Source organism: Qipengyuania aquimaris (assembly GCF_020171965.1).
Taxonomy (GTDB): domain Bacteria; phylum Pseudomonadota; class Alphaproteobacteria; order Sphingomonadales; family Sphingomonadaceae; genus Qipengyuania; species Qipengyuania aquimaris_A.
In genome coordinates this window covers 602,053-622,407 of record NZ_JAIUZK010000002.1, presented here as the reverse complement: position 1 = coordinate 622,407, position 20,355 = coordinate 602,053, and the positions used below count along the sequence as shown (strand labels likewise).

Annotated in this window: 20 protein-coding genes; 8 read left to right on the top strand and 12 right to left on the bottom strand. The window is 61.4% G+C overall.

Features of this window, described 5'->3' with window-relative positions; genetic code table 11:
* Window positions 1-13: 13 nt before the first annotated feature.
* Together trxB and LCM24_RS10765 are read right to left on the bottom strand one after the other, a co-directional pair.
* Window positions 14-979: a thioredoxin-disulfide reductase gene (gene trxB, locus LCM24_RS10770; protein ID WP_224804216.1), complete on the bottom strand. Its 966-nt coding sequence runs from the start codon at window positions 977-979 to the stop codon at window positions 14-16.
* Between the two features lie 64 nt (window positions 980-1,043).
* Window positions 1,044-1,823 (bottom strand): tyrosine-protein phosphatase, encoded by a 780-nt coding sequence (locus LCM24_RS10765; protein ID WP_224804214.1) that lies wholly within the window; start codon window positions 1,821-1,823, stop codon window positions 1,044-1,046.
* A 135-nt stretch (window positions 1,824-1,958) separates the two neighbouring features.
* Between LCM24_RS10765 and LCM24_RS10760 the strand changes: the two genes are divergently transcribed.
* Window positions 1,959-2,417 carry a response regulator gene (locus LCM24_RS10760; RefSeq protein ID WP_224804212.1) on the top strand — a complete coding sequence of 153 codons (459 nt, stop codon included), beginning with the start codon at window positions 1,959-1,961 and terminating at the stop codon, window positions 2,415-2,417.
* Window positions 2,418-2,424: 7 nt separating this feature from the next.
* On the opposite strand, the gene LCM24_RS10755 is transcribed toward LCM24_RS10760, so the two are convergent.
* The 9 genes from LCM24_RS10755 to LCM24_RS10715 form a co-directional block, all read right to left on the bottom strand.
* Window positions 2,425-3,813 carry an alpha,alpha-trehalose-phosphate synthase (UDP-forming) gene (locus tag LCM24_RS10755; protein WP_224804210.1) on the bottom strand — a complete coding sequence of 463 codons (1,389 nt, stop codon included), beginning with the start codon at window positions 3,811-3,813 and terminating at the stop codon, window positions 2,425-2,427.
* Window positions 3,810-5,609: a glycoside hydrolase family 15 protein gene (locus LCM24_RS10750; protein ID WP_224804209.1), complete on the bottom strand. Its 1,800-nt coding sequence runs from the start codon at window positions 5,607-5,609 to the stop codon at window positions 3,810-3,812. The genes LCM24_RS10755 and LCM24_RS10750 overlap by 4 nt, the downstream gene beginning before the upstream one ends.
* Window positions 5,594-6,337 carry a trehalose-phosphatase gene (gene otsB / locus LCM24_RS10745; RefSeq protein WP_224804207.1) on the bottom strand — a complete coding sequence of 248 codons (744 nt, stop codon included), beginning with the start codon at window positions 6,335-6,337 and terminating at the stop codon, window positions 5,594-5,596. Before otsB ends, LCM24_RS10750 begins: the two co-directional genes overlap by 16 nt.
* A 40-nt stretch (window positions 6,338-6,377) precedes the next feature.
* Window positions 6,378-7,037, bottom strand: coding sequence for a TIGR02281 family clan AA aspartic protease (locus LCM24_RS10740; protein ID WP_224804198.1), 660 nt, complete (start codon window positions 7,035-7,037; stop codon window positions 6,378-6,380).
* Between the two features lie 53 nt (window positions 7,038-7,090).
* The gene (egtD, locus tag LCM24_RS10735; protein ID WP_224804196.1) at window positions 7,091-8,089 is read right to left on the bottom strand and encodes an L-histidine N(alpha)-methyltransferase; all 999 of its coding nucleotides are present in this window, start codon (window positions 8,087-8,089) and stop codon (window positions 7,091-7,093) included.
* Window positions 8,086-9,339, bottom strand: a complete 1,254-nt coding sequence (gene egtB, locus LCM24_RS10730) for an ergothioneine biosynthesis protein EgtB (RefSeq protein WP_412093802.1) — start codon at window positions 9,337-9,339, stop codon at window positions 8,086-8,088. The genes egtD and egtB overlap by 4 nt, the downstream gene beginning before the upstream one ends.
* Window positions 9,340-9,491: 152 nt before the next feature.
* Window positions 9,492-10,598 carry a sensor domain-containing diguanylate cyclase gene (locus LCM24_RS10725; RefSeq protein WP_224804194.1) on the bottom strand — a complete coding sequence of 369 codons (1,107 nt, stop codon included), beginning with the start codon at window positions 10,596-10,598 and terminating at the stop codon, window positions 9,492-9,494.
* Between the two features lie 91 nt (window positions 10,599-10,689).
* Entirely contained in the window at window positions 10,690-12,063 is a 1,374-nt protein-coding gene (locus tag LCM24_RS10720) for a class II 3-deoxy-7-phosphoheptulonate synthase (protein ID WP_224804192.1), read from the bottom strand.
* Between the two features lie 111 nt (window positions 12,064-12,174).
* Window positions 12,175-15,111: a M16 family metallopeptidase gene (locus LCM24_RS10715; protein WP_224804190.1), complete on the bottom strand. Its 2,937-nt coding sequence runs from the start codon at window positions 15,109-15,111 to the stop codon at window positions 12,175-12,177.
* A gap of 97 nt (window positions 15,112-15,208) precedes the next feature.
* Here LCM24_RS10715 and LCM24_RS10710 point away from each other — a divergent pair, with 97 nt between their 5' ends.
* The 7 genes from LCM24_RS10710 (at window position 15,209) to LCM24_RS10680 (ending at window position 19,453) form a co-directional block, all read left to right on the top strand.
* Complete coding sequence (locus LCM24_RS10710) at window positions 15,209-15,790, top strand: NifU family protein (RefSeq protein WP_224804945.1); 582 nt, start codon at window positions 15,209-15,211, stop codon at window positions 15,788-15,790.
* A 27-nt stretch (window positions 15,791-15,817) separates the two neighbouring features.
* Window positions 15,818-16,426: a malonic semialdehyde reductase gene (locus tag LCM24_RS10705; protein ID WP_224804188.1), complete on the top strand. Its 609-nt coding sequence runs from the start codon at window positions 15,818-15,820 to the stop codon at window positions 16,424-16,426.
* Between the two features lie 36 nt (window positions 16,427-16,462).
* On the top strand, window positions 16,463-17,080 hold the full coding sequence (tsaB, locus tag LCM24_RS10700; protein WP_224804186.1) for a tRNA (adenosine(37)-N6)-threonylcarbamoyltransferase complex dimerization subunit type 1 TsaB: 618 nt from the start codon (window positions 16,463-16,465) through the stop codon (window positions 17,078-17,080).
* Window positions 17,077-17,529: a GNAT family N-acetyltransferase gene (locus tag LCM24_RS10695; protein WP_224804185.1), complete on the top strand. Its 453-nt coding sequence runs from the start codon at window positions 17,077-17,079 to the stop codon at window positions 17,527-17,529. Before tsaB ends, LCM24_RS10695 begins: the two co-directional genes overlap by 4 nt.
* A gap of 117 nt (window positions 17,530-17,646) precedes the next feature.
* The gene (locus LCM24_RS10690; protein WP_224804182.1) at window positions 17,647-18,084 is read left to right on the top strand and encodes a MucR family transcriptional regulator; all 438 of its coding nucleotides are present in this window, start codon (window positions 17,647-17,649) and stop codon (window positions 18,082-18,084) included.
* 72 nt (window positions 18,085-18,156) lie between these two features.
* Complete coding sequence (locus LCM24_RS10685; protein ID WP_090482542.1) at window positions 18,157-18,579, top strand: Fur family transcriptional regulator; 423 nt, start codon at window positions 18,157-18,159, stop codon at window positions 18,577-18,579.
* Window positions 18,551-19,453, top strand: a complete 903-nt coding sequence (locus tag LCM24_RS10680; RefSeq protein WP_224804180.1) for a lysophospholipid acyltransferase family protein — start codon at window positions 18,551-18,553, stop codon at window positions 19,451-19,453. Before LCM24_RS10685 ends, LCM24_RS10680 begins: the two co-directional genes overlap by 29 nt.
* Here LCM24_RS10680 and LCM24_RS10675 read toward each other — a convergent pair.
* Complete coding sequence (locus LCM24_RS10675) at window positions 19,450-20,334, bottom strand: LysR substrate-binding domain-containing protein (RefSeq protein ID WP_160594572.1); 885 nt, start codon at window positions 20,332-20,334, stop codon at window positions 19,450-19,452. The genes LCM24_RS10680 and LCM24_RS10675 overlap by 4 nt on opposite strands.
* Window positions 20,335-20,355: the final 21 nt, after the last annotated feature.

The window sequence follows — 20,355 nt, the reverse complement described above, 5'->3', positions numbered from 1 at the left end:
CGGCGGGGTAATCCTACTCCGCCGCTTCGCGCTCCGCCACTTCGAGTGTCGCCAGGAACCGCTCGGCGTCGAGCGCGGCCATGCAGCCTGTGCCGGCTGCGGTCACCGCCTGGCGATAGGTGTGATCCATCACATCGCCAGCCGCGAACACACCGGGGATGGAGGTCTTGGGCGTACCGGCTTCGACCAACAGGTAGCCGCTGTCGTCCATGGGCAGCTTGCCCTTGAACAGTTCGGTCGAGGGCGCATGGCCAATCGCGACGAATGCGCCGTCGCAGGTGAAATCGCTGTCTTCACCGGTCTGCGTATCGCGCAGGCGCAGGTGCGAGAGCGCGCCATTGTCACCCGCCTCGAAGCTTTCGACCGTCTTGTTCCACAGCACCGAAATCTTGGGGTGGTTCAGCAGGCGATCCTGCAGGATCTTTTCCGCGCGCAATTCGTCGCGGCGGTGGATCAGCGTCACATCGTCGGAATGATTAGTGAGGTAGAGAGCCTCTTCGACAGCGGTGTTGCCGCCACCGATGACGGCGACTTTCTTGCCGCGATAGAAGAACCCGTCGCAGGTCGCGCAGGCCGATACGCCCTTCCCGCCCAATTCCTGTTCACCCGGAACGCCGAGCCATTTGGCCTGTGCCCCGGTAGCGATCACCAGGACGTCGCCGATGTATTCATCGCCGCTGTCGCCCACGGCGCGGAAGGGGGAGCCGTTTTCGAGATCGACCTCGACGATCGTATCCCACATCATGCGTGTGCCGACATGTTCGGCCTGCGCCTTCATTTCTTCCATCAGCCAGGGGCCCTGCACCACGTCGCGGAAGCCGGGATAATTCTCGACATCAGTCGTGATCGTTAGCTGGCCGCCGGGCTGGAGGCCCTGCACCACGATCGGCTCCATCATCGCACGCGCGCCGTAGATGGCTGCGGAATAGCCGGCCGGGCCGGAGCCGATGATGAGCATTTTGGTGCGATGGGTAGCCATGAAACTGTCTCTGGATCGTCTGAATTGAAGCGAAGGCGCTATATGGGGATTGGTCGGGCGAGAGTCACGCCAGATAGGCGCTACGCAACCTCTCGCGAAGGGGTTCATCCACACCTAAGGCGCCTTCGATATACCGATCGAGCGATCCGTGGTCTGCCTCCACCTCTTTCCAGAATGTCGCGAGATAGTCTTCCTGCACGCCGAGCAGTGCCTTGACCGCATCATCGTCGAGCTTGCGACCCAGCCGCGCCTCGATCCCCGGCACCGATTGCGCAGCCAGCACATCCATGCTCGGTGCATCGTTGGTCCGCAGAAATTCCGCCATCTGCCGATCGCGGTCGACACCCAGTATGTGCAGCAAGAGCATGGCCGCGACACCGGTGCGATCTTTCCCGGCGAAGCAATGCACCAGGCTGGCCCCTTCCCTGTCCGCCAGGATAGTGAGATAGCGGCCGAACATCTCGGTCATGGCCGGATTGCGCGGCATACGGGTGTAGACTGCCATCATGCGCTTGCGCGCGAACTCGGCCGTGGTGGTTTCCGCATCCACATCCATATGCGGCGGGCTGGAGCTGGTTTCGCCCTCGTAGAATACCACTTCGCCATCGAAGCCTTCGACACGCCGGCAGGGATTGCGCTCTCGCTCGCTTTCGCCGCGCAGGTCGATGACGGTGCGGATATGCAGCCTGCCGATCGCTTCGAGGTCCTCGTCGCTGGCATCGACATGCTGGCCCGAACGCCACAGCAGCCCCGTCTTCACCCGCGCGCCGTCGGCAGTCTCCCACCCTCCGTAGTCGCGGAAATTATGGATGCCGTCGGTTTCGATGAAAGGATCGCGAATCATGCTTCGCGGTGTGGCAGGCACGCCCCCATCCCGCAATGCGCGCTACGGGCGAACGCGTATAGGCGCGGGCACCGTGGGTTCGTACTGCTGCCCTATTGCATCGAACAAACAGGCAGCGATCGAAGGACAGCGGGAATGGCAAAAATTATCATCGCAGACGATGACGAGATTATCGCGGACATGGCCAGCAATATACTGTTCGAAGCAGGGCACGTGTGCGGCTGGGTGCCCGATGGCGAGAAAGCGCTGGACCTGCTGCGATGGCGCCGGCCCGATCTCCTGTTGCTGGATCACGACATGCCAGGCATGACAGGAGCGCAAGTGCTTCGCTCACTGCGCAGCTCTGCAGAAAATTACGATCTACCCGTTATCATGTTCACTGGCTTGTCGGGTGCTGAAGACGAAAGTCACGCCTACTACAACGGCGCGCAGGCGTTCATCCGCAAACCTTTCAATGCCAAGATGTTGCTGCACGAGGTCAATTTGGTCCTGAAGGCGCGCGCCGAGCGGCCGCAGCATCGCAGCTTGATAGAGCATCTGGAGCAAAAGGCAGGTCGGTGGCGGGATTCACCCGAAAAGCGGGTGATGCTCTAGATCTCGCCTAACGCGCGTCCAGGTCGCGAAGGAAGTTGTTCGTCCAGTCCTGCACATTATCGTCGCGCACAGTTGAAATCAGCGCGTCGTAGCGCCTGCGACGTTCCTCAAGCGGCATATCGAGTGCAGTCGCAATTGCGTGAGACAGATCGTCCGGGCTGTGCGGATTGACGAGCAGCGCATCCTGCATCTGCGCTGCCGCACCGGCAAACCTCGACAGGATCAGTACGCCCGGGTCCTCGGGATCCTGCGCGGCCAGATACTCTTTCGCCACCAGGTTCATCCCGTCCCTCAAAGGCGTGACGAGGCCGATCTTCGCGGCCCGGAAGAACCCGAAGAGTTCGGCATGACTGTAGCCGCGGTTCACATAGCGAACAGGCACGAGGTCGACCTCGCTACGCGCGCCGTTGATCTGGCCGGCCTTCTGCTCGAGCAGGGTGCGGATTTGCTGGTAGCTTTCGACATCCTCACGGCTCGGCGGCGCAATCTGGATGAACACAAGATCGCGGACGCGCTGAGGGAAGCGGTCGAAGAAACGACTGATACCATCGAGGCGTTCGGGCAGCCCCTTCGAATAATCGAGCCGGTCGACGCCGATCATGGCCGTACGTCGGCGTGTCGAGCTGAGCAAACGCTGTTCGGCCTGGCGCGCGTCACCCGTGTTTGCGAGGCCAGTGAAATGATCCCAATCGATCCCGATGGGGTAAGCCCGCGCGATCGTTGTCCAACCGTCCAGCGTGACCGAGCCGGTGCCATCGTCGACCTCGGCGCCCAGTTCGGTGCGGCAGTAGTGGAGGAAGCTGTCCAGCCATTCCTGCGTCTGGAAACCAAGCAGGTCGTAGTGCAGCATCGTGCGCACCAGCCGCTCGTGATAGGGTAACGACACGAACAGGCGCGTCGGCGGCCACGGAATATGCAGGAAGAAGCCGATCCGGTTTTTGACTCCGCGAGACCGAAGCCTCTCCCCAAGGGGGATCAGGTGGTAGTCGTGGACCCAGACGATATCATCCTCTTCGATCAGAGGGTGCAGCGTTTCCGCGAACCGTTCGTTCACGCGCTCGTACCCCTTGCCGGTCTCGCGCTCGTACTCGGCAAGATCGAGGCGATAGTGGAAAAGAGGCCATAGCGTCGAATTGGCATAGCCGTTGTAGTATTCGTCTACGTCTCGCTTCGAGAGGTCGATCGTGGCGGTCGTCACGCCATCGGTGGTTTGCGTGGCAATTTCGCCCGAATGCTCTTCCGTCTCTTCGCCGGACCAGCCGAACCAGACCCCGCTGCGATCCTTGAGCGCTGCATTCAATGCGCCGGCGAGACCACCTTGGGCTCCTGCGGCACCGCGCGCCTTGGGCACTGCCACCCGGTTGGAGACAACCACAAGACGCGCATCTTCGCTCACCTGACGTCACTCCATGGTTTCGACAACAATCCGGCTGAATTGATTATTCCAACCAGCGAGTAGGTCTGGGGGAAGTTCCCCCAAAGTTCGCCGGTCTCGTAATCGAGATCCTCGCTCAGCAGTCCCGAGCGCGTCGTGTGGCTGAGCATGGCGCAGAACAGGTCGCGCGCCTCGCCGCTGCGACCTGTCAGGTGCAGCGCCTCGATCAGCCAGAAGGTGCAGACGTTGAAGGCGGTCTCGGGCGCACCGAAGTCGTCTTCGGCCGCATAGCGCAGCATATGATCGCCGCGCCGCAGGTCGCGCTCTACCGCCTCGAAGGTTTTCAGGAAGCGTTCGTCGTCGGGCGCAAGATAGCGCAACTCCACCATTTGCAGCAGGCTGGCGTCAAGGTAATCGCTTTCGAAGCTGGCGCCGTAATGACCGCCCTCCTCGCTCCACGCGTTCGCTTCGATCTTGGCGCGGATCGCCTCGGCGCGGTCCTTCCAGTACCGAACCCTGTCGCCCCTGCCGAGGCGCGCGGCGACATTGGCGAGGCGGTCGCAAGCCGCCCAGCACATGACGGCGGAATAGGTATGGACCTCCTGCCGCGTACGGAATTCCCAAAGGCCCGCATCGGGCTTGTCGTGCTTGGCCCAGGCGGCCTCGCCCACTTCCTCGAGATGGGCGAAGTCCGTTTCGTCCGCCATTCGTAGCAGTCGGGTATCGAAAAAAGCCTGCGCGGTGGGCATGACGATCTGGCCATAACAATCGTACTGGACCTGCTTATAGGCCGCGTTGCCGACGCGGACCGGGCCCATTCCGCGATAGCCCGCCAGGTTTTCTGCAAAACTTTCGTGCAGTTCCGCGTCGCCCATCACGGAGTAGAGCGGTTGGATCTGCCCTCCCCGCGCCTGGTCGATGATATTGCGCAGGTAGGCGAGATATTTCTCCAGCACATCCAGCGCGCCGAGGCGGTTGAGCGCCTGAACGGTGTAATAGCTGTCCCTGATCCAGCAGTAGCGATAGTCCCAATTGCGCTCGCTCCCCGCAGCTTCGGGGATCGAGGTTGTCAGGGCCGCGACGATGGCACCCGTTTCCTCGTGCTGGCAAAGCTTGAGCGTGATGGCCGCGCGGATAGTCTCTTCCTGCCATTCAAGCGGGATGTGCAGACCACGCACCCAGTGCTGCCAGTATTTGCGCGTGTTCGCCTCCATCCGCCGGATTTCGCTGCGGATATTGCCGACAAAAGGTTCGTCCGGGCCGAGGAAGAAATGCTGGTCCGCCTCCACCCGATAGCTGCGTCCTTCGAGCACATAGCCGACGGGTGCATCGGTCGACAGACGCATGGTCTGGTCGCCGAGCCGGTAGCGAACGTGGTTGGTGCCGTTGGTGGTCGTCGCCTCGGCGCTGCCATAGCCGTGGAGCGGCGCAAGCCGTACACGAAGGCGCGGCGCGCCGGCGACGGGCCGGACAATACGTGTGAAGGCGACCGGGCGGTACATCCTGCCAGACCCTTCGTATCGCGGAGCGAAATCGGTGATCTCCACCGCGCTGCCGTCTTCCGCTTCAAGACGGGTGACAAGGATAGGGGTATTGCGCTCGTAATGCTGGCTGAATGATACCTGCCCTTCCAGCTCGAACCGCCAGACGCCCTGGTCCTGCCTGTCGCCATTCAACAGCGAGCAGAAAACCGGGTCGCCATCGACCCGCGGGACGCAGCCCCAGACGAAGCCAGCACGCTCGTCCACCAAAGCGCTGACCTGGCAATTGCCGATGGGGGAAAGTTCAAGAGAGCTTTGTGTCACAGTTCCAGCCATTGATGCACGGCGCCCACGCCGCTCAGGTGATAACGGGCGTTGTCGCTATCGCGCTCGCCCACGGCAATGCCAAAACCTCCGCATTCGTTTGCAGCGGCCATGCCGTCTTCATCGGTCGTGTCGTCACCCACGAAGACTGGCAGCGAGCCTGCGAAGAGGTCTTCGGACAGGAATGCGCGCACAGCCCCGCCCTTGTCGGCGCCCGGTCGCACGATTTCCGCAATGGACTTGCCGGTGGCGAGCTGGAGGTCGTGCGCCTCGGCGACTGAGCGCGCAAAAGCGACAGCGCGCTCCTCCTTTTCCGGAGCACCGCGGAAGTGGATCGCACCGCCGTGGCTCTTTGCCTCGTAGAGAAGGCCGTATTCGGCCGCGAAATCGCGTAATTGCATGACTACCGGCGCTGGCAGACCCTCCGGCGCGCGGCCCAGGCGCGTCCCGTCGGCGTACAGCCGCGACACGCCGTGCGATCCTGCCCGGCACACCGTGATATCGTCGAGATGGCTTTCCAGATCGTCGAGCGCGCGACCGGTAACGAGCGCCAGCCTGCCGTCCAGCGTGTCGCGCAACCGGTGAAGCCTCTCGACCATGTCTTGCGGGACGTCGATGGCGCCGGGTTCGGGTGCAAGTTCGACCAGAGTTCCGTCGAAATCGAGAAACAGGGCGAGACGTTCCTGCGCCAGCAGGTCGTGAAACTCGGGAGGAGGCGGTAGCGAGAGAGGGCTGGCCATCGCCCCCGTGCTTAGCGTTTGGTGGCGCCGCGTCAAACGCTCACTGTTGGGGAAAGGCGGAACCCGGCGTCAGGATTAGGTCGCCATTCTCGACGCGCCACCCTTCGAGGCGGGAAAGGAAGTTCATCCCCAGGACGTTGGTATTGCCCAGATTAGGGGCGATGACGGCATCCAGACCCTCGGCCCTGATATTGCCGAAGGACAGACTTTCCACCGTGGTGAGATCGGCCGTGACCGTGCCATTGGCCGTGCCCAGCATGACCGGCAATCCGCCCGGCCTCGGCTCAAGTCCTGCGGCATCTGCCGACCGCGTGGAAAATGCCGTCAGCGTCGCGCCGGTATCGACCATCAGGCGGGTCGGCACGCCATTCACATTCGCCCGCAGCCAGTAATGGCCGTCAGCCGCCATCGGGATGACCGTTTCCGCACCCACGATCGTCTGCTCGGGCAGGCCGATCTCCGTCATCGCATCGAGCCGCGGATCGAAGCGGGCCACTTGCAGGAAGACGGTCACGAGAATGCCGACCAAAGCCAGCGTGCTGACGGAACGAACCAGCCTTCCACCTGCAACCTTGCGGCGTAGCATCATCGAACCGATCCAGCCTGCGACCAGTGCGACAATCGTGCCGACCAGCAGTCCCGATCGCGGGATTGCGCGGATCAGTTCCGCTATTGCCGAGAGGATCGCTTCGCCTTCCATGCAACCGATATAGGGACGCTATCCCTCATCGTCCATGAACGCAGTGCCAAGTGTTACGGCGCGTTGCGATGCTCGCTTGCTTCGGCAAGTATGACGGAAAAGCGCCCTTGGTCGTCGGTCCACCGCGCCATTGGCGTCCAGCCCCCTGCCAGCAACAGGAGGTTGGAGCTGCGGGGACTGAATTTGTGGCTGTTTTCGGTGTGGATCGTCTCACCGGCAGTCATGACGAAATGCTCGTCGCAGACCTCGAATTCGAGATCGCGGGTCGCTTCAAGGTGCATCTCGATCCGCGAATAGTCATCGTTCCAGATCGCACGGTGAACGAAGGCATCGACGGGGATGGTGCCTTCCAGCTCGCGATTTATCCGGCGAGCGAGATTGAGATTGAATTCGGCCGTTACACCCTTGGCATCGTCATACGCAGCCTCGAGCACGGCGGTTTCCTTCACCAGGTCCATTCCGATCAGAAGGAGCGGGCGTTCGCCTTCGGTCCCGCCAAGCGTCGCTCGCATCGAGCGCAACAGGTCGACCGCAGTGCGCGCGACCATGTTGCCGATCGTCGATCCCGGGAAGAAGCCGAGTTTCCGCATCGGTTCCACCTCTTCCGGCAAAGTCACCGGCTTCATGAAGTCGGCCTCGACGGGATACACCGGCAAACCGGGGAATTTATCCGAAAGCGCGGCAGACGATTGGCGCAGGAAATCGCCCGAAATATCGAGTGGGACGTAAGCCGCAGGGTCGATCGCCTTGAGCAATAGCGGCGTTTTGACGGAACTGCCGGACCCGAATTCGACCACCGCGCGATCGCTGCCGATCATGTCGCGAAACTCGGGCCCGCGCGCTTCGAGTATCTGCGTTTCCGCGCGGGTCGGGTAATATTCTTCGAGCGTGGTGATATCTTCGAACAATTGCGATCCGGCATCATCGTAGAGCCAGCGCGCAGGGATCGCCTTTTGCGCCTGGCGCAAGCCTGCCAGCACGTCGCTGCGGAAGGCCTTGTCGACCCCGTCATCGTCGCGGTCGACCAGCGCTATCCCTTGTGATGCAGTCATACGTCCCTCGCGAGCCTCAGGCCGGTAAATTGCCAGCGCTGGTGCGGATAAAAGAAATTGCGATAGCTGGCGCGCGAATGTCCGCGCACCGTGGCGCAGCTTGCCCCCTTCAGGACGAACTGGCCGCTCATGAATTTGCCATTGTATTCGCCCACCGCGCCTTCGGCCGGCTGGAAACGCGGATAGGGCAAGTAAGCCGAACGCGTGAATTGCCAGCAGTCCCCGAACAGGCCCTCGCTTCCGACCGGCAAAGGCGGTGCAGCTAGATCGAGTTGGTTGCCGCCGCACGGATCGTGCGCGGCACGTTCGCCCTCCTGCCCCCTGGCGATGGCTTCCCATTCGAACTCGGTTGGCAGGCGCTTGCCGGCCCATGTGGCGAATGCGTCGGCCTCGAAATAAGAGATGTGTGTCACAGGAGCATGCGGATCACGGACCAGCGATCCGCAGTGGGTGAACGCTTCTTCCCCGTTCCAGTAAAGCGGCGCTGCAATGCCGTTTTCCTTTACCCATGCCCAACCATCGGACAGCCAGAGCGAGGCGGCTCCATATCCCCCGTCGGCGATGAATTCGGCCCATTCGCCGTTCGTAACGAGGCCGGAGGAAAGCTCGAAAGGTTCGAGGAGGACGCGGTGATCCGGGCCCTCATTGTCGAAAGCGAAGCCTTGTTCCTGATGGCCGATCCGCGCGATCCCTCCGGGATGCGAATGCCACTCATGCGAAGGCGTTTTGGAAATAGCTTTCTGCTCATCTCGCCACATCGCCACGCCGAGCGGGTTCTGGAAAAGCGCGTGCTTGATATCGGTCAGCAGCAATTCCTGGTGCTGCTGTTCATGCGCGATTCCCAGTTCGATCAGTGGGCGCAGCTCTTCCCGTTCGAAGAGGGTCTGCATCGCCTCATCGACCTTCGCGCGCCAGTCGATGATTTCGGCCATGGTGGGACGAGAGAGCATCCCGCGCGAGAAGCGGTGAATGCGCTCTCCCTCGGCCTCGTAGTAGGAATTGAAAACGAACGGCCAATTATCGTCGTACAGGCTGTATCCGTCGAGATGGTCGCGCAGGAGAAACGTTTCCCAGAACCACGTCGTATGCGCGAGGTGCCACTTTGCGGGCGAAGCATCTTCCATCGACTGGAGGGTCGCGTCCGCTTCGGAAAGCGGTTCGACCAGCGCTTCGCTGAGCGAACGGGTCGCTGCGAAATTGTCAGCCAGCCCTGCGGGGCTGCTGTTTTGTCGTGCCGCGCGAGAAGTAATCGGCGCGCTCCCCCAAATGGTTCAGTGTTCCCAATAGCTCAATTCAATGCCGGTTCCGGCATTCGCCGCCATCATGACGAAAAATCATCCGGCACGAAAGGGGGGCAAACCATGATTTTTCAAGAGGCTAACCTTTGATTATTTAGGCCCCGTCACGCTGCATCGGCCACGCGGTTTCGCCCTTTGCGCTTAGCCTCATATAGAGCCGCATCCGCCCGCGCGAACAAGGTCAATGCTCCCTCGCCCGGAACAAGCGTCGCGTACCCTGCACTGATCGTGATTTCAGGGATGGGTGCGGAATGCGTGCCCGCCTCGATCGCCCAGCGCAAACGTTCCGCAGCATCGAAGGCAGCTTTAGCGTCGCAATCTGGCAGTAGCCACAAAAACTCCTCGCCGCCGACCCTGCCCACATGGTCGGCCCCGCGCGCCTGGCGCACGACGATTTCGGAAAGATGGCTGAGGACGCGATCTCCCACGGTGTGTCCGTGGCGATCGTTGATCTGCTTGAAATGATCGATGTCGAAGATGACGATCGAATAATCGCTTTGCGATCGCTGGGCTTCGATGATGGAGCGATCCAGCGATGCCATGATCGCGCGCCTGCTGGCAAGTCCGGTCAGGGCGTCCGTATTCGCTTCCTTCTGCGCTTCGGCCGCGAGTTCGAGAGCACGCTTCTTTTCCTCCTCGACTTGGCGGACGACGGCGTAGTCCTCCGTGACATCTCTCACGACCATGAATACCCGTTCGCGTTCACCGTCCGGACCAAAATCATTGCGCGCGCGGGCTCTCAATACCCGCTCTTCTCCCGTGCGCAGGACTACATCGAACTCCACGACATAAGGCATGGGATCGATGGCGTGAGCACCCAATGTGGTTCGCAATTGGGACAGACCGTCCGGCATGAGACGGGCAAGCAATTGGTGCGTCGGAGCCGTTTCCTTGGGCAAGCCGGCGATATGGCACATTTCTTCCGACCAGATATGGCGTTCTTCGGGCAGCTCCACGCACCAGCGGCCTATGCCAGCAAGGCCTTCCGCCACTTCCAGATGGGCCACATTCCGGGCCAGCTGGCGATTGCGCGATGCAAGCCGCCTGGACCGGCGTGAATTGCGGAACAGTAGCAAACCGAGCCCCAGCCCTGCCGACGCAAGCGCAATCACCGAAGAGACAAGCGCCGCCGCGACGGCAGCGCAAAACGCGACCGCCGCCGCGATTGCCAAGGGTAAATCAGTCCTGCCGATATGAGCGCCTGTATCCAAGCAATGCCTCCTGCCGCTGCGGCAGGAATGACATGTGGATACGAAGTCCCGGTCAGGAAGCGACTAAGGGAAGTTACCTAGACAAAGGGCGCTAGGCCGCGTCTGCTCTAACCTGCTCGTGCTCGGCATTGAGCGTTTCGGCGATCAGGAAAGCCAGTTCCAGCGACTGCGCGGCGTTGAGGCGCGGGTCGCAATGCGTGTGGTACCGATCCTTCAACGCTTCGTCGGTGATGGCCACAGCGCCGCCGACGCACTCTGTCACGTCCTGGCCGGTCATCTCGACGTGAATGCCTCCGGGATGAGTGCCTTCTTCACGGTGCACTGCGAAGAAGCCCTTCACTTCGGTCAGGATACGGTCGAAGGGCCGCGTCTTGTAGCCACTGTCCGATTTCACGACATTGCCGTGCATCGGGTCACAGCTCCAGACCACCGGATGCCCTTCGGCCTTCACCGCGCGAACAAGGCGCGGAAGGCCGTCTTCGACCTTGTCGTGACCGAAGCGGCTGATCAGCGTGATGCGGCCGGGCTCGCGCGCAGGATTAAGCGTGTCGAGCAGCTTCAGCAGAGCATCCGTTTCGAGGCTTGGTCCGCACTTCATGCCCAGCGGATTGCCGATACCGCGCGCGAATTCGATGTGCGCGCTGCCTTCGAAGCGGGTGCGGTCTCCGATCCAGACCATATGGGCGCTGGTGTCGTACCAGTCGCCCGTCAGGCTGTCTTGGCGCGTCAGTGCCTGCTCGTAAGGCAGGAGCAGCGCTTCGTGGCTGGTGTAGAAACTCGTGCCCTGTAATTGCGGCACGGTTGCCGGATCGACACCGCACGCTTCCATGAAGTCGAGCGCTTCGCCAATGCGGTCGGCAAGATTGCCGAACTTGTCGGCCCACGGGCTGCGGCCCATGAAATCGAGCGTCCACTGGTGGACCTGACGCAGGTTCGCATAGCCGCCGCCTGCGAAGGCGCGCAGCAGGTTCAGCGTGGACGACGCCTGGTAGTAGGCGCGCACCATGCGCTGCGGATCGTTGGTCCGGCTTTCGGGATTGAAGTCGATCCCGTTGATATTGTCGCCGAAGTAGCTCGGCAGAGTCATGTCACCCTGCGTTTCGGTGTCCGAGCTGCGCGGCTTGGCGAACTGACCCGCCATGCGCCCGACCTTTACGACTGGCTTCTTGCTGGCGAAGGTCATGACGACGGCCATCTGCAGCAGTACGCGGAAGGTATCGCGGATGTTGTTGGGATGGAATTCTGCAAAGCTTTCGGCACAGTCGCCGCCCTGCAGCAGGAAGGCCTTGCCCTCTGCCACCTCGGCGAGATCGGCCTTCAACGCGCGCGCTTCACCGGCAAAGACGAGAGGCGGATGGCTCGACAGCGCGGTAGTCGCTTCCTCCAGCGCAGCGGCGTCTTCATAGCGCGGCAAGTGCCGTGCTTCGAAGTCCTGCCAGCTATCGGGTGCCCATTCGCGTGCCATTACAATTCCATTCTTCCATCAAATACGGTCGTCCACGCAACCGCATCCGCGCTTTTCGCGCAAGCAGCATAAACTTGGCCAGCGCAAAAGCGCGATTGCCGTGATCGGGTCTTAGCGACCCGTCGCAGCGGCTCCCGATGCGGTAGTTGCGGTAGCCAGTTCCTGTCCTTCGGGAATCACTGCCATGCGCCAGCCCGGCGTCCCGGCAAAGTATTCCTGGGCCAGGGCCAGCATAGCTTCGGGGGTGGTGCTGGAGTAGTCGTTCAGCAAACCGCGCAAGGCCATCATGCGACGCGGATCGATAGTCGAATTCTCCAGCTCGAGCAGGAAGAAGTAGTTACCGCTCGAAATCCGCTCGTAATAATTGCGGAGCGGCTCGGTCGCACGGGCAAGCTCGTCTTCGCTCGGTGGCGTGACGGTCAACTCGTTGGCAATGCGATCCGCCTCGCGGAAGAAGGTCGGGACGTCGGTCGGGCGCAGCTGTGCCAACGCCGTGACGGTGCCGCCGGTTTCCACGTCTGTCGGCCAATCAAGGCGAACCACGGGCGCATAGCTGGCCCCTGCACGTTCGCGCATTGCATCGCGAAGTCGGTTGTTAAACACCTCCGTCAGGATCGCGAGCTGGCGTGACTTGCGGATTTCCTCCGGGCCTGCACCCACCGGCCAGGCGATTACGGCGGCAGCCTGGTCGGCTTCGCCCGAATGATTGCGCACGAGGGTTTCGCCGGGTGTTGCGAAGCCGAACTGGCCCGAAGCGACCTCCGCAGGCAGCGGCGCGCGCGTCGGCAGGGCACCGAACGTGCGCCGCAGGGTCTCGATGGCGGCTTCCTTATCGTAATCGCCGAAGATCAGGACTTCGATGGGACCCTGCTGGAGGGCAGGTGTCCAGGTATCCCTGAATTCCGCCAAGGAAACCGCGTCGAGCATTTCAGGTGTCGGCGTAAGGAAGCGCCGGTCCTGCCCGTAGAGGTAATATTCGAGATCACGATTGATGATACCGGCAGGGCTTGCTCCATAGCTCTGGTAAGCGAGCCGGGCCGCGGCTTTCGCGCGTTCCAGCGGGGCGGTGTCCCAGCGGGGCATGCCCAGCTTTGCAGCGAACAGGTAGAGCTGGTCGGCAAGGTCCTGCCTCCGGGTCTGCGCATTGAAGGAGAACGCGCCTTCGCCGATCGCGAAGTCGAAGCCCATCTTGCGACCCGTTGCGAGGCGGTCGAGCTCTTCCTGGCCCAGTTCGCCGAGGCCCGACTGGATCAGGGCTCCCTCGCCCAGCTGGATGATCGCGGCCTCGTCTTCGTCGAACGCGCGCAAGCCGCCGCCGAAGCGGACTTTCACCGCGACACGGCCGGGTTCGTGATTGTTGGCCAGCAACAGCGCCTTGACGCCATTGGCAAACTCGACCCGCTCTACATCGCCGATGGAATGAGGAACCCTAGCGACAACCGTGCCGGGTTCTCCGACAGGAGGGAGCTCATCGAAAGAGATACTCTGCGCAGCAAGACGGGCGTCTCCGCTGGCATCGACCTTTGCCGACAAAGCAGCCGAGAGGCTTTCCTCTGTGGCCTCATCGGCAGCAGGGGTGATGTACGTCGCACGAACGACATTGCCGCTGAAAAGCTTGCGGGTTTCCTCCAGCACGTTTTCCGGCGTTGCCTTTTCGCGCATCGAGTTGAAAACCATCAGGAAGGTTTCGGGAGCTGCGATAGCTTCCCGGATATCGACCGCATTGACCAGGTCGTCGGCATAGCCGGATCCAGCAAGGACCGAGCGCTGCTCTACCAGGTTCGCATAGCCGACTTCCATTTCCTGGAGTTCGCGCTCCATTTCTTCGCGCGTCGGCGGATTCGCCAGAGCGTCGGCGATAACCGAGCGAACATCGGCAAGCGCCTGCTCCCAATCTTCCGTCAGCGGCGCGAATTGGACCAGCGTCGCGTGTGTCGAGCGGCTGATCTTGGCCTCGTTCGCTTGGGCGTAAAGGAAGCTTCCGCCGGACCGCGCACGCGCTTCCAGGCGGCGATTGATCAGCTGGACGGCAAGCTGTTCGCGCAGGCGGCCTTCATTGTAGACGATAGTGTCCAGGACCTGTCGCCAGGGCTTGAAATATCCATAAGTGAAGGCACGCGGCAGCGAAGGTTCCACGATTACCGCTACATCGCCTACGGGATTGGCACCGCTCGCACCTGCCGGGGGTAGCGGATCGCCGAAATCCGGAGCCGGGGCAGGATCGCCCGCGACCGCCCAATCGGAAAAATACCTCTCGATAAGGCTGGCAAACAGAACCGGATCCAGATCGCCAACGACGGAAATCACTGTATTCTCGGGCCGATACCAGCGGTCGTAGAAAGCCTGCACCGAAGCGCCGGTGGCGCCGCGGAGGCTTTCGTCGGTGCCGATAGTAATGCGCTCGGCCAGCCGCTGACCGGCAAAGAGCGTCTGCAAGGACGCTTCGGAAACGCGCTCGTTCACGCCGCCACGCTCGCGCTTCTCTGCCAGAACGATCGGCACTTCGGTAGCGACATTGGAATCCGACAGGACAGGCGCGCGAACCATGCCGGACAGTAGCTTCATGCTCTCTTCCAGCTTCGCCGGGTCTACACTCGGGAGGTCCAATTTGTAGACCGTATGCGTGGGGCTGGTTTCGGCATTGGTATCGCTGCCGAAAGTCGCGCCAAGTCGCTGCCAGGTCGGAATGGCCTCTGAGATGCCCAGATATTTGCTCTCGCGGAACAGCAGGTGTTCCAGCAAGTGAGCATAGCCGAGCTCGTTATCTTCTTCGTAAAGGGAACCCGCATCGATCCTGACCCGGATCGACACCTGGCCCGGCGGCACGCCGTTCTCGCGCACGCCATAGCGCAGTCCGTTTTCAAGCTCCCCGAACAGCCATTCCTCGTCGCGCGGGACGTCGCTGCCTTCGTAGATCCAGGGAACTTCTCCTTCCGCCTGGAGCGAGGACGGTACGGGCATGTCTTGCGCCGCCAGCGGCTGAACCGCGAGCAAGGAGAGTGGGAAGCAAAGCGCGATACGCCGGAAGGCGCGCGGAAAATCAGTCATGACCCATGTATAGGTACGCCGCTGGTGAAGGACCAGTGAACACGAACAAATGATAGCTTCGCTTGCCGCTGTGGGCCAGCATCACTACATGGCCGGCATGTTCATCGAAACCGAAACCACGCCGAATCCTTCCAGCCTGAAGTTCTTGCCGGGCCGCCCGGTCATGGGCCAGGGAACCCGCGAATTTGCTTCGCCCGAGGCAGCTGAAGCCAGCCCTCTGGCACAGGCGATTTTCGATACGGGAGAGGTGGTGAACGTGTTCTTCGGCGGCGAATTCGTCACCGTCACGGCCGCTCCGGGCGCGAGCTGGACCGACCTCAAGCCGCAGGTCCTCTCGATCCTTCTCGATCACTTCGTGTCCGAGGCCCCGCTCTTTGCCGCAGGGACGGCAGGCGGCATTTCAGTGCCGGCCGAGGACGAAGACCTGTTCGTCGAGGAAAACGAGGCTGACGCCGATATCGTTGCCCAGATCAACGAATTGCTGGAAACCCGGGTGCGACCGGCAGTTGCGGGTGATGGCGGCGACATCCAGTATCGCGGGTTCCGGGACGGGGTGGTATACCTCCAGCTTCAGGGCGCTTGCGCCGGTTGCCCTTCATCCACCGCTACGCTCAAGCATGGGATCGAAGGTCTTCTGAAACATTATGTCCCGGAGGTCGTTGAGGTTCGCGCAGCCTGAACTCCAATTTCGACACGCGAGTATCCGATGACCAAGCAGTTTCACGACACCACCCTTTCCGCCGACGCCCTCGACCAGGTATTCCGCGAGGCGCGCAGCTATAATGGCTGGCTCGACAAAAAAGTGTCGGACGACCAGATCCACGCGATCTACGAACTGCTGAAGATGGCGCCGACATCGGCGAATATGCAGCCTTCGCGCATTATCTGGGTGAAATCGGAAGATGCAAAGAAGAAGCTCGCCGACTGTGCTTCTGAAGGAAACACCGACAAGATCCTGACCGCTCCGGTCACGGCGATCATCGGATACGATATCGACTTCCACGAAGAACTTCCGTGGCTCTTCCCGCATACCGACGCGAAGAGCTGGTTCGAAGGCGACGAAGAAGGTCGCAAGGAGGGCGCGTTCCGCAATTCCTCCCTGCAGGGTGCTTATCTCATGATCGCAGCACGCGCGATCGGCCTCGATTGCGGGCCGATGTCGGGCTTCGACGCCGACGCGGTCGACAAGGCCTTCTTCGGGGACAATCCGAAGCACAAGACCAACTTCATCTGCTCGATCGGTTACGGCGATCCGACCACGATTTTCGACCGCAGCCCGCGACCGGACTTCGACAAGTTCAATACGATCGCCTGACTTGAAGCTGGCGCGAGGCTGGGGCACTGCGCTTCGATGCGATTGCTTGCAATAGAGACAGCCACGGAAGCCTGCTCGGTCGCGCTCTTCGATGAAGGGCGCCCGATAGGGGGATTTCACGAAACCATCGGTCGTGGACATGCCGAAAAGCTGGTCCCGATGATCGCACGTTTCGAGAACCGCGGGCGAGCCGACATGATTTGCGTTTCGCTCGGCCCCGGCAGCTTTACCGGAGTGCGGATCGGCCTCGCCACTGCGCGCGCCTTGGGAATCGCGTGGAATGTGCCGGTTCGCGGCTATCCGACGCTCGCCCTCGTAGCCGCAATAGCGCGCAACCAAGGTGCAAGCGACGTCACCGTCTGCATGAATGGCGGCCATGGCGAATGGTTCGTCCAGGAATTCGGATCCGATGGATTGCCGTTGTGTGAGCTATCGTCCTTGACTCCGGAATACGCGGCGCAGCGGGCGCCCCGCGCAACGATTGCAGGTTCACGCGCAGGAGATCTGGCTGCGATGATCGGTCACCCGGAGGACAGGGTTGTGACCACCCTCCCCGACGCCTCTTGCTTCGGTGCGCTTCCTGAAGCCTTGCTCACCGACCAGCTCTCACCCTTGTATGGACGCGGGCCGGACGCCAAACTACCGACGCGATGAACGATCTGGACAAGGCGATGGCGGTCATGGATGCCGCGTTCGATCCCTATTGGCGAGAGGCGTGGACCCGTCGCCAGGTAGAGGATTCCCTGGCCCTTTCCTCCGGCTTCATGATCTTGGTGGATGACGCGGGGCAGTATCCCTCTGAGGCTAACCCCGCTGCGGGATTTGTTTTGGCCCGCAAAGTGCTCGACGAAGTAGAATTGCTGCTCATCGGGGTCCGGCCGGAATACAGGGGACGTGGCCTTGGCAGCAAACTAATTAGCGAGTTCTTGGAAAAATCGGCACGAATGGGAGCCGCCAACGTCTTTCTTGAGGTGCGTGCAAACAACCCGGCCGAGAAGGTCTACCGATCCGCCGGATTTGAGCCGATAGGCAGGCGCAAGGACTATTACCGCACCACAGATGGCACGAAAATCGACGCTGTCACCTTCGGCAAGACGCTCTGAACCGCTGCTCACGACCGGAATCTTGTATACACGCGACAAAAGTGGCGGTTTTATACAATTTTGAGTAGACACCCCTTTGTCTTGGTTATAGCCACAAGAAAAGGGAGATTTTGCACTATGGATCAATTCGAAACCGATATGTCCGAAACGCTCATTACGTTGACGTCGGACATCGTTGCTGCCCACGTAAGCAATAACAGTGTTGCCGTAGACGACGTGCCGACGCTGATTTCGAATGTCTATGCTGCGCTTTCCGGCCTTGATGGCGGCACTACCGCTGAAGAAGTTCGCCCGGATCCGGCCGTTTCCATTCGCGCTTCGATCAAGAAAGACCACATCGTCTGCCTCGACTGCGGCAAGAAGATGAAGATGCTCAAGCGGCACCTTTCGACTGAGCACGGCATGACGCCGGACGAATATCGCCAGCGGTGGGACCTTTCTGCCGATTATCCGATGGTTGCGCCCGATTACGCCGATACCCGTCGCGACTTGGCCAAGAAAATCGGTCTGGGCCGCAAGCCCGGACAGAAGCGCGGTCGTCGTAAAGCGGCGTAATCCGCACTGCCTTCTTGAGAACAACGCCCCGGCCCGATAAGGGTGCGGGGCGTTTTCAATCGGGGAGCCCCATTGCACCAGAAGATCGATCTAGAGCAGCTTTGTGCTGACAAGGGACTGCGCATTACCGAGCAGCGTCGCGTTATCGCGAAAGTGCTGTCGGAGAGCGACGATCATCCCGACGTGGAAATGCTGCATGAACGCGCCAACAAGATCGATCCGGGCATCTCCATTGCCACGGTCTATCGTACCGTTCGCCTGTTCGAAGAAGCCGGGATTCTCGACCGGCACGATTTCGGTGACGGCCGCGCTCGCTACGAAGCGGCGCCCGAAGCGCACCACGATCACCTGATCGACGTCGAAAGCGGGAAAGTCGTCGAGTTCGTCGATCCGGAACTCGAAGCCTTGCAGAAGCAGATCGCCGAAAAACTGGGCTATCGTCTCGTCGACCATCGCATGGAGCTTTATGGCGTCCGCCTCGACCGCGAAAGCTGAGCGCCGCCTGGAGCGTTACTCCAAGAAGCGGCTAGCGGCAGCGCGCGGCGAGAAGGTCCCCTTGACACTGATCGGATGGGTCCGCTTCATCCTCCGTCTAATCGGCATCGTCTTGCTCCTGCTGTTCTTCGTGCCGTTACATTATGCCTTCCGCATTTTTGCTTACGGCTCGCCCTTCCCCATGCTGTTCCTGCGCTACACGGCGCGGGTCGTCGGAGCGCGGGTCGAAGTGGTCGGCACCCCCCTTCGGCGCGATGTTTTCTTTATCGCAAACCACGTATCGTGGATCGACATCCTCGCCATGGCAGGAGCCAGTGGCACCGCTTTCGTCGCAAAGTATGAGTTGAGCCAGGTTCCCGTCATCGGCTGGCTGTGCAGCCTCAACCGGACGGTTTTCGTCAAACGCGAACACCGCATGGGTGTGGCTGAACAGATCAATGCGCTGAAAGAAGCCCTGGCGGACAACTGGTCCGTCACCGTTTTCCCGGAAGGGACGGTTACCGACGGGCATTCGCTATTGCCCTTCAAGTCGAGCATGATTTCCGTTCTCGAACCGCCTCCTCCGGGCGTGCTGGTCCAGCCTGTCGTCGTCGATTATGGCGAAAACTCGGAAGAGATCGGCTGGATCGGGGAAGAAAGCGGCTTGCACAACGCCATGCGCATCATGGCACGGCGCGGGACATTCAAGCTACGCCTCCACTATCTCGAACCTTTCAGTCCGGAAGATTACCACGGTCGCAAGGCTATTGCGGCCAAGGCGCGTGAGGAGATCGAGGAGCGTCTTGTCGCGAACCTCGGAGGACCGCTGCGCGACTACCAGCACGTTGTGGATGCCGTGCGATACAAGCCGCCGCAGGCCGAAGCGGAAAGCTAAAGCTCAGCCTTGACCAACCAGTCATGGAACAGCCGCACTGGCCGTTCTTCCAGAGCTGTGGGCTTGCAGACGAACCAGTAGCTATAGGGGCTTTCGACCTCGACCCCGTAGAGATCGGTCAGGCGATCGTCCGCTGCGCGGCGTAAGTGATCGTCATGCATGATCGCAATACCCAGGCCCTGTGCAGCAGCCTCGAGCATGAGCTGTCCCGAATCGAAGTGATCGATCGCCGCCGGCTCGATATCCCTGAGGCCCAGTTCGTCTTTCCAGGCGACGAAGCTTTCGGGCAATCCGTTGTGGATCAGGAAGGTCTGGCGGCCGAGCAATTCCGGATCCGGCTTGTCACCCAGCTTCGCTGCCAGTTCCTTGCTCGCGATCGCGTGCACCATGTTGAAGTCGAGCCGCACGGCGTGGAGGCCGCTGGCAGGCCCGCGCGACAGAATAATTGCCGCATCCAGCGTGTCACCCACCCGGTCTTCGAGATGGGGGCCAGTGTCGATATCGATATGAAGCAGCGGATGACGCGCGCGCAGTTCCGCCAGGCGAGGGAAGAGCCTCTGGCTTCCGAACAGGGGCAACACGCCCAAGTGCAGCCGCAGGACGGAAAGATTGTCGGACTGGCTCTCCACCGCCCTCGCCAGGGCTTCCAGCTGGGGATTGACCGCTTCGTAGAAAGCATGGCCGTCGTCGGTCAGCTGCATCGCCTGCCGCGCCCGTGTGAACAGCTTCTTGCCGACGAAATCCTCGAGATTCCCGATCCGCCGTGACAGCGCCGAAGGGCTTAAACCCAATTCATCCGCTGCGGCGCGGGCAGATCCCAGCCGCACAGTGCGAACGAATGCCTCGAGGGCACGCAAGGGAGGAAGTCTGCGGACAGCCATACTGGGTGCGGCCTATTGCGC

Bases quoted from the DNA above. Each gene is read 5' to 3' on its own strand.
- trxB (WP_224804216.1), bottom strand. From the start codon at position 979: ATGGCTACCCATCGCACCAAAATGCTCATCATCGGCTCCGGCCCGGCC.
- LCM24_RS10765 (WP_224804214.1), bottom strand. From the start codon at position 1,823: ATGATTCGCGATCCTTTCATCGAAACCGACGGCATCCATAATTTCCGC.
- LCM24_RS10760 (WP_224804212.1), top strand. From the start codon at position 1,959: ATGGCAAAAATTATCATCGCAGACGATGACGAGATTATCGCGGACATG.
- LCM24_RS10750 (WP_224804209.1), bottom strand. From the start codon at position 5,609: ATGGCTGGAACTGTGACACAAAGCTCTCTTGAACTTTCCCCCATCGGC.
- otsB (WP_224804207.1), bottom strand. From the start codon at position 6,337: ATGGCCAGCCCTCTCTCGCTACCGCCTCCTCCCGAGTTTCACGACCTG.
- LCM24_RS10740 (WP_224804198.1), bottom strand. From the start codon at position 7,037: ATGGAAGGCGAAGCGATCCTCTCGGCAATAGCGGAACTGATCCGCGCA.
- egtD (WP_224804196.1), bottom strand. From the start codon at position 8,089: ATGACTGCATCACAAGGGATAGCGCTGGTCGACCGCGACGATGACGGG.
- LCM24_RS10720 (WP_224804192.1), bottom strand. From the start codon at position 12,063: ATGGCACGCGAATGGGCACCCGATAGCTGGCAGGACTTCGAAGCACGG.
- LCM24_RS10715 (WP_224804190.1), bottom strand. From the start codon at position 15,111: ATGACTGATTTTCCGCGCGCCTTCCGGCGTATCGCGCTTTGCTTCCCA.
- LCM24_RS10710 (WP_224804945.1), top strand. From the start codon at position 15,209: ATGTTCATCGAAACCGAAACCACGCCGAATCCTTCCAGCCTGAAGTTC.
- LCM24_RS10705 (WP_224804188.1), top strand. From the start codon at position 15,818: ATGACCAAGCAGTTTCACGACACCACCCTTTCCGCCGACGCCCTCGAC.
- tsaB (WP_224804186.1), top strand. From the start codon at position 16,463: ATGCGATTGCTTGCAATAGAGACAGCCACGGAAGCCTGCTCGGTCGCG.
- LCM24_RS10695 (WP_224804185.1), top strand. From the start codon at position 17,077: ATGAACGATCTGGACAAGGCGATGGCGGTCATGGATGCCGCGTTCGAT.
- LCM24_RS10690 (WP_224804182.1), top strand. From the start codon at position 17,647: ATGGATCAATTCGAAACCGATATGTCCGAAACGCTCATTACGTTGACG.
- LCM24_RS10680 (WP_224804180.1), top strand. From the start codon at position 18,551: ATGGCGTCCGCCTCGACCGCGAAAGCTGAGCGCCGCCTGGAGCGTTAC.
- LCM24_RS10675 (WP_160594572.1), bottom strand. From the start codon at position 20,334: ATGGCTGTCCGCAGACTTCCTCCCTTGCGTGCCCTCGAGGCATTCGTT.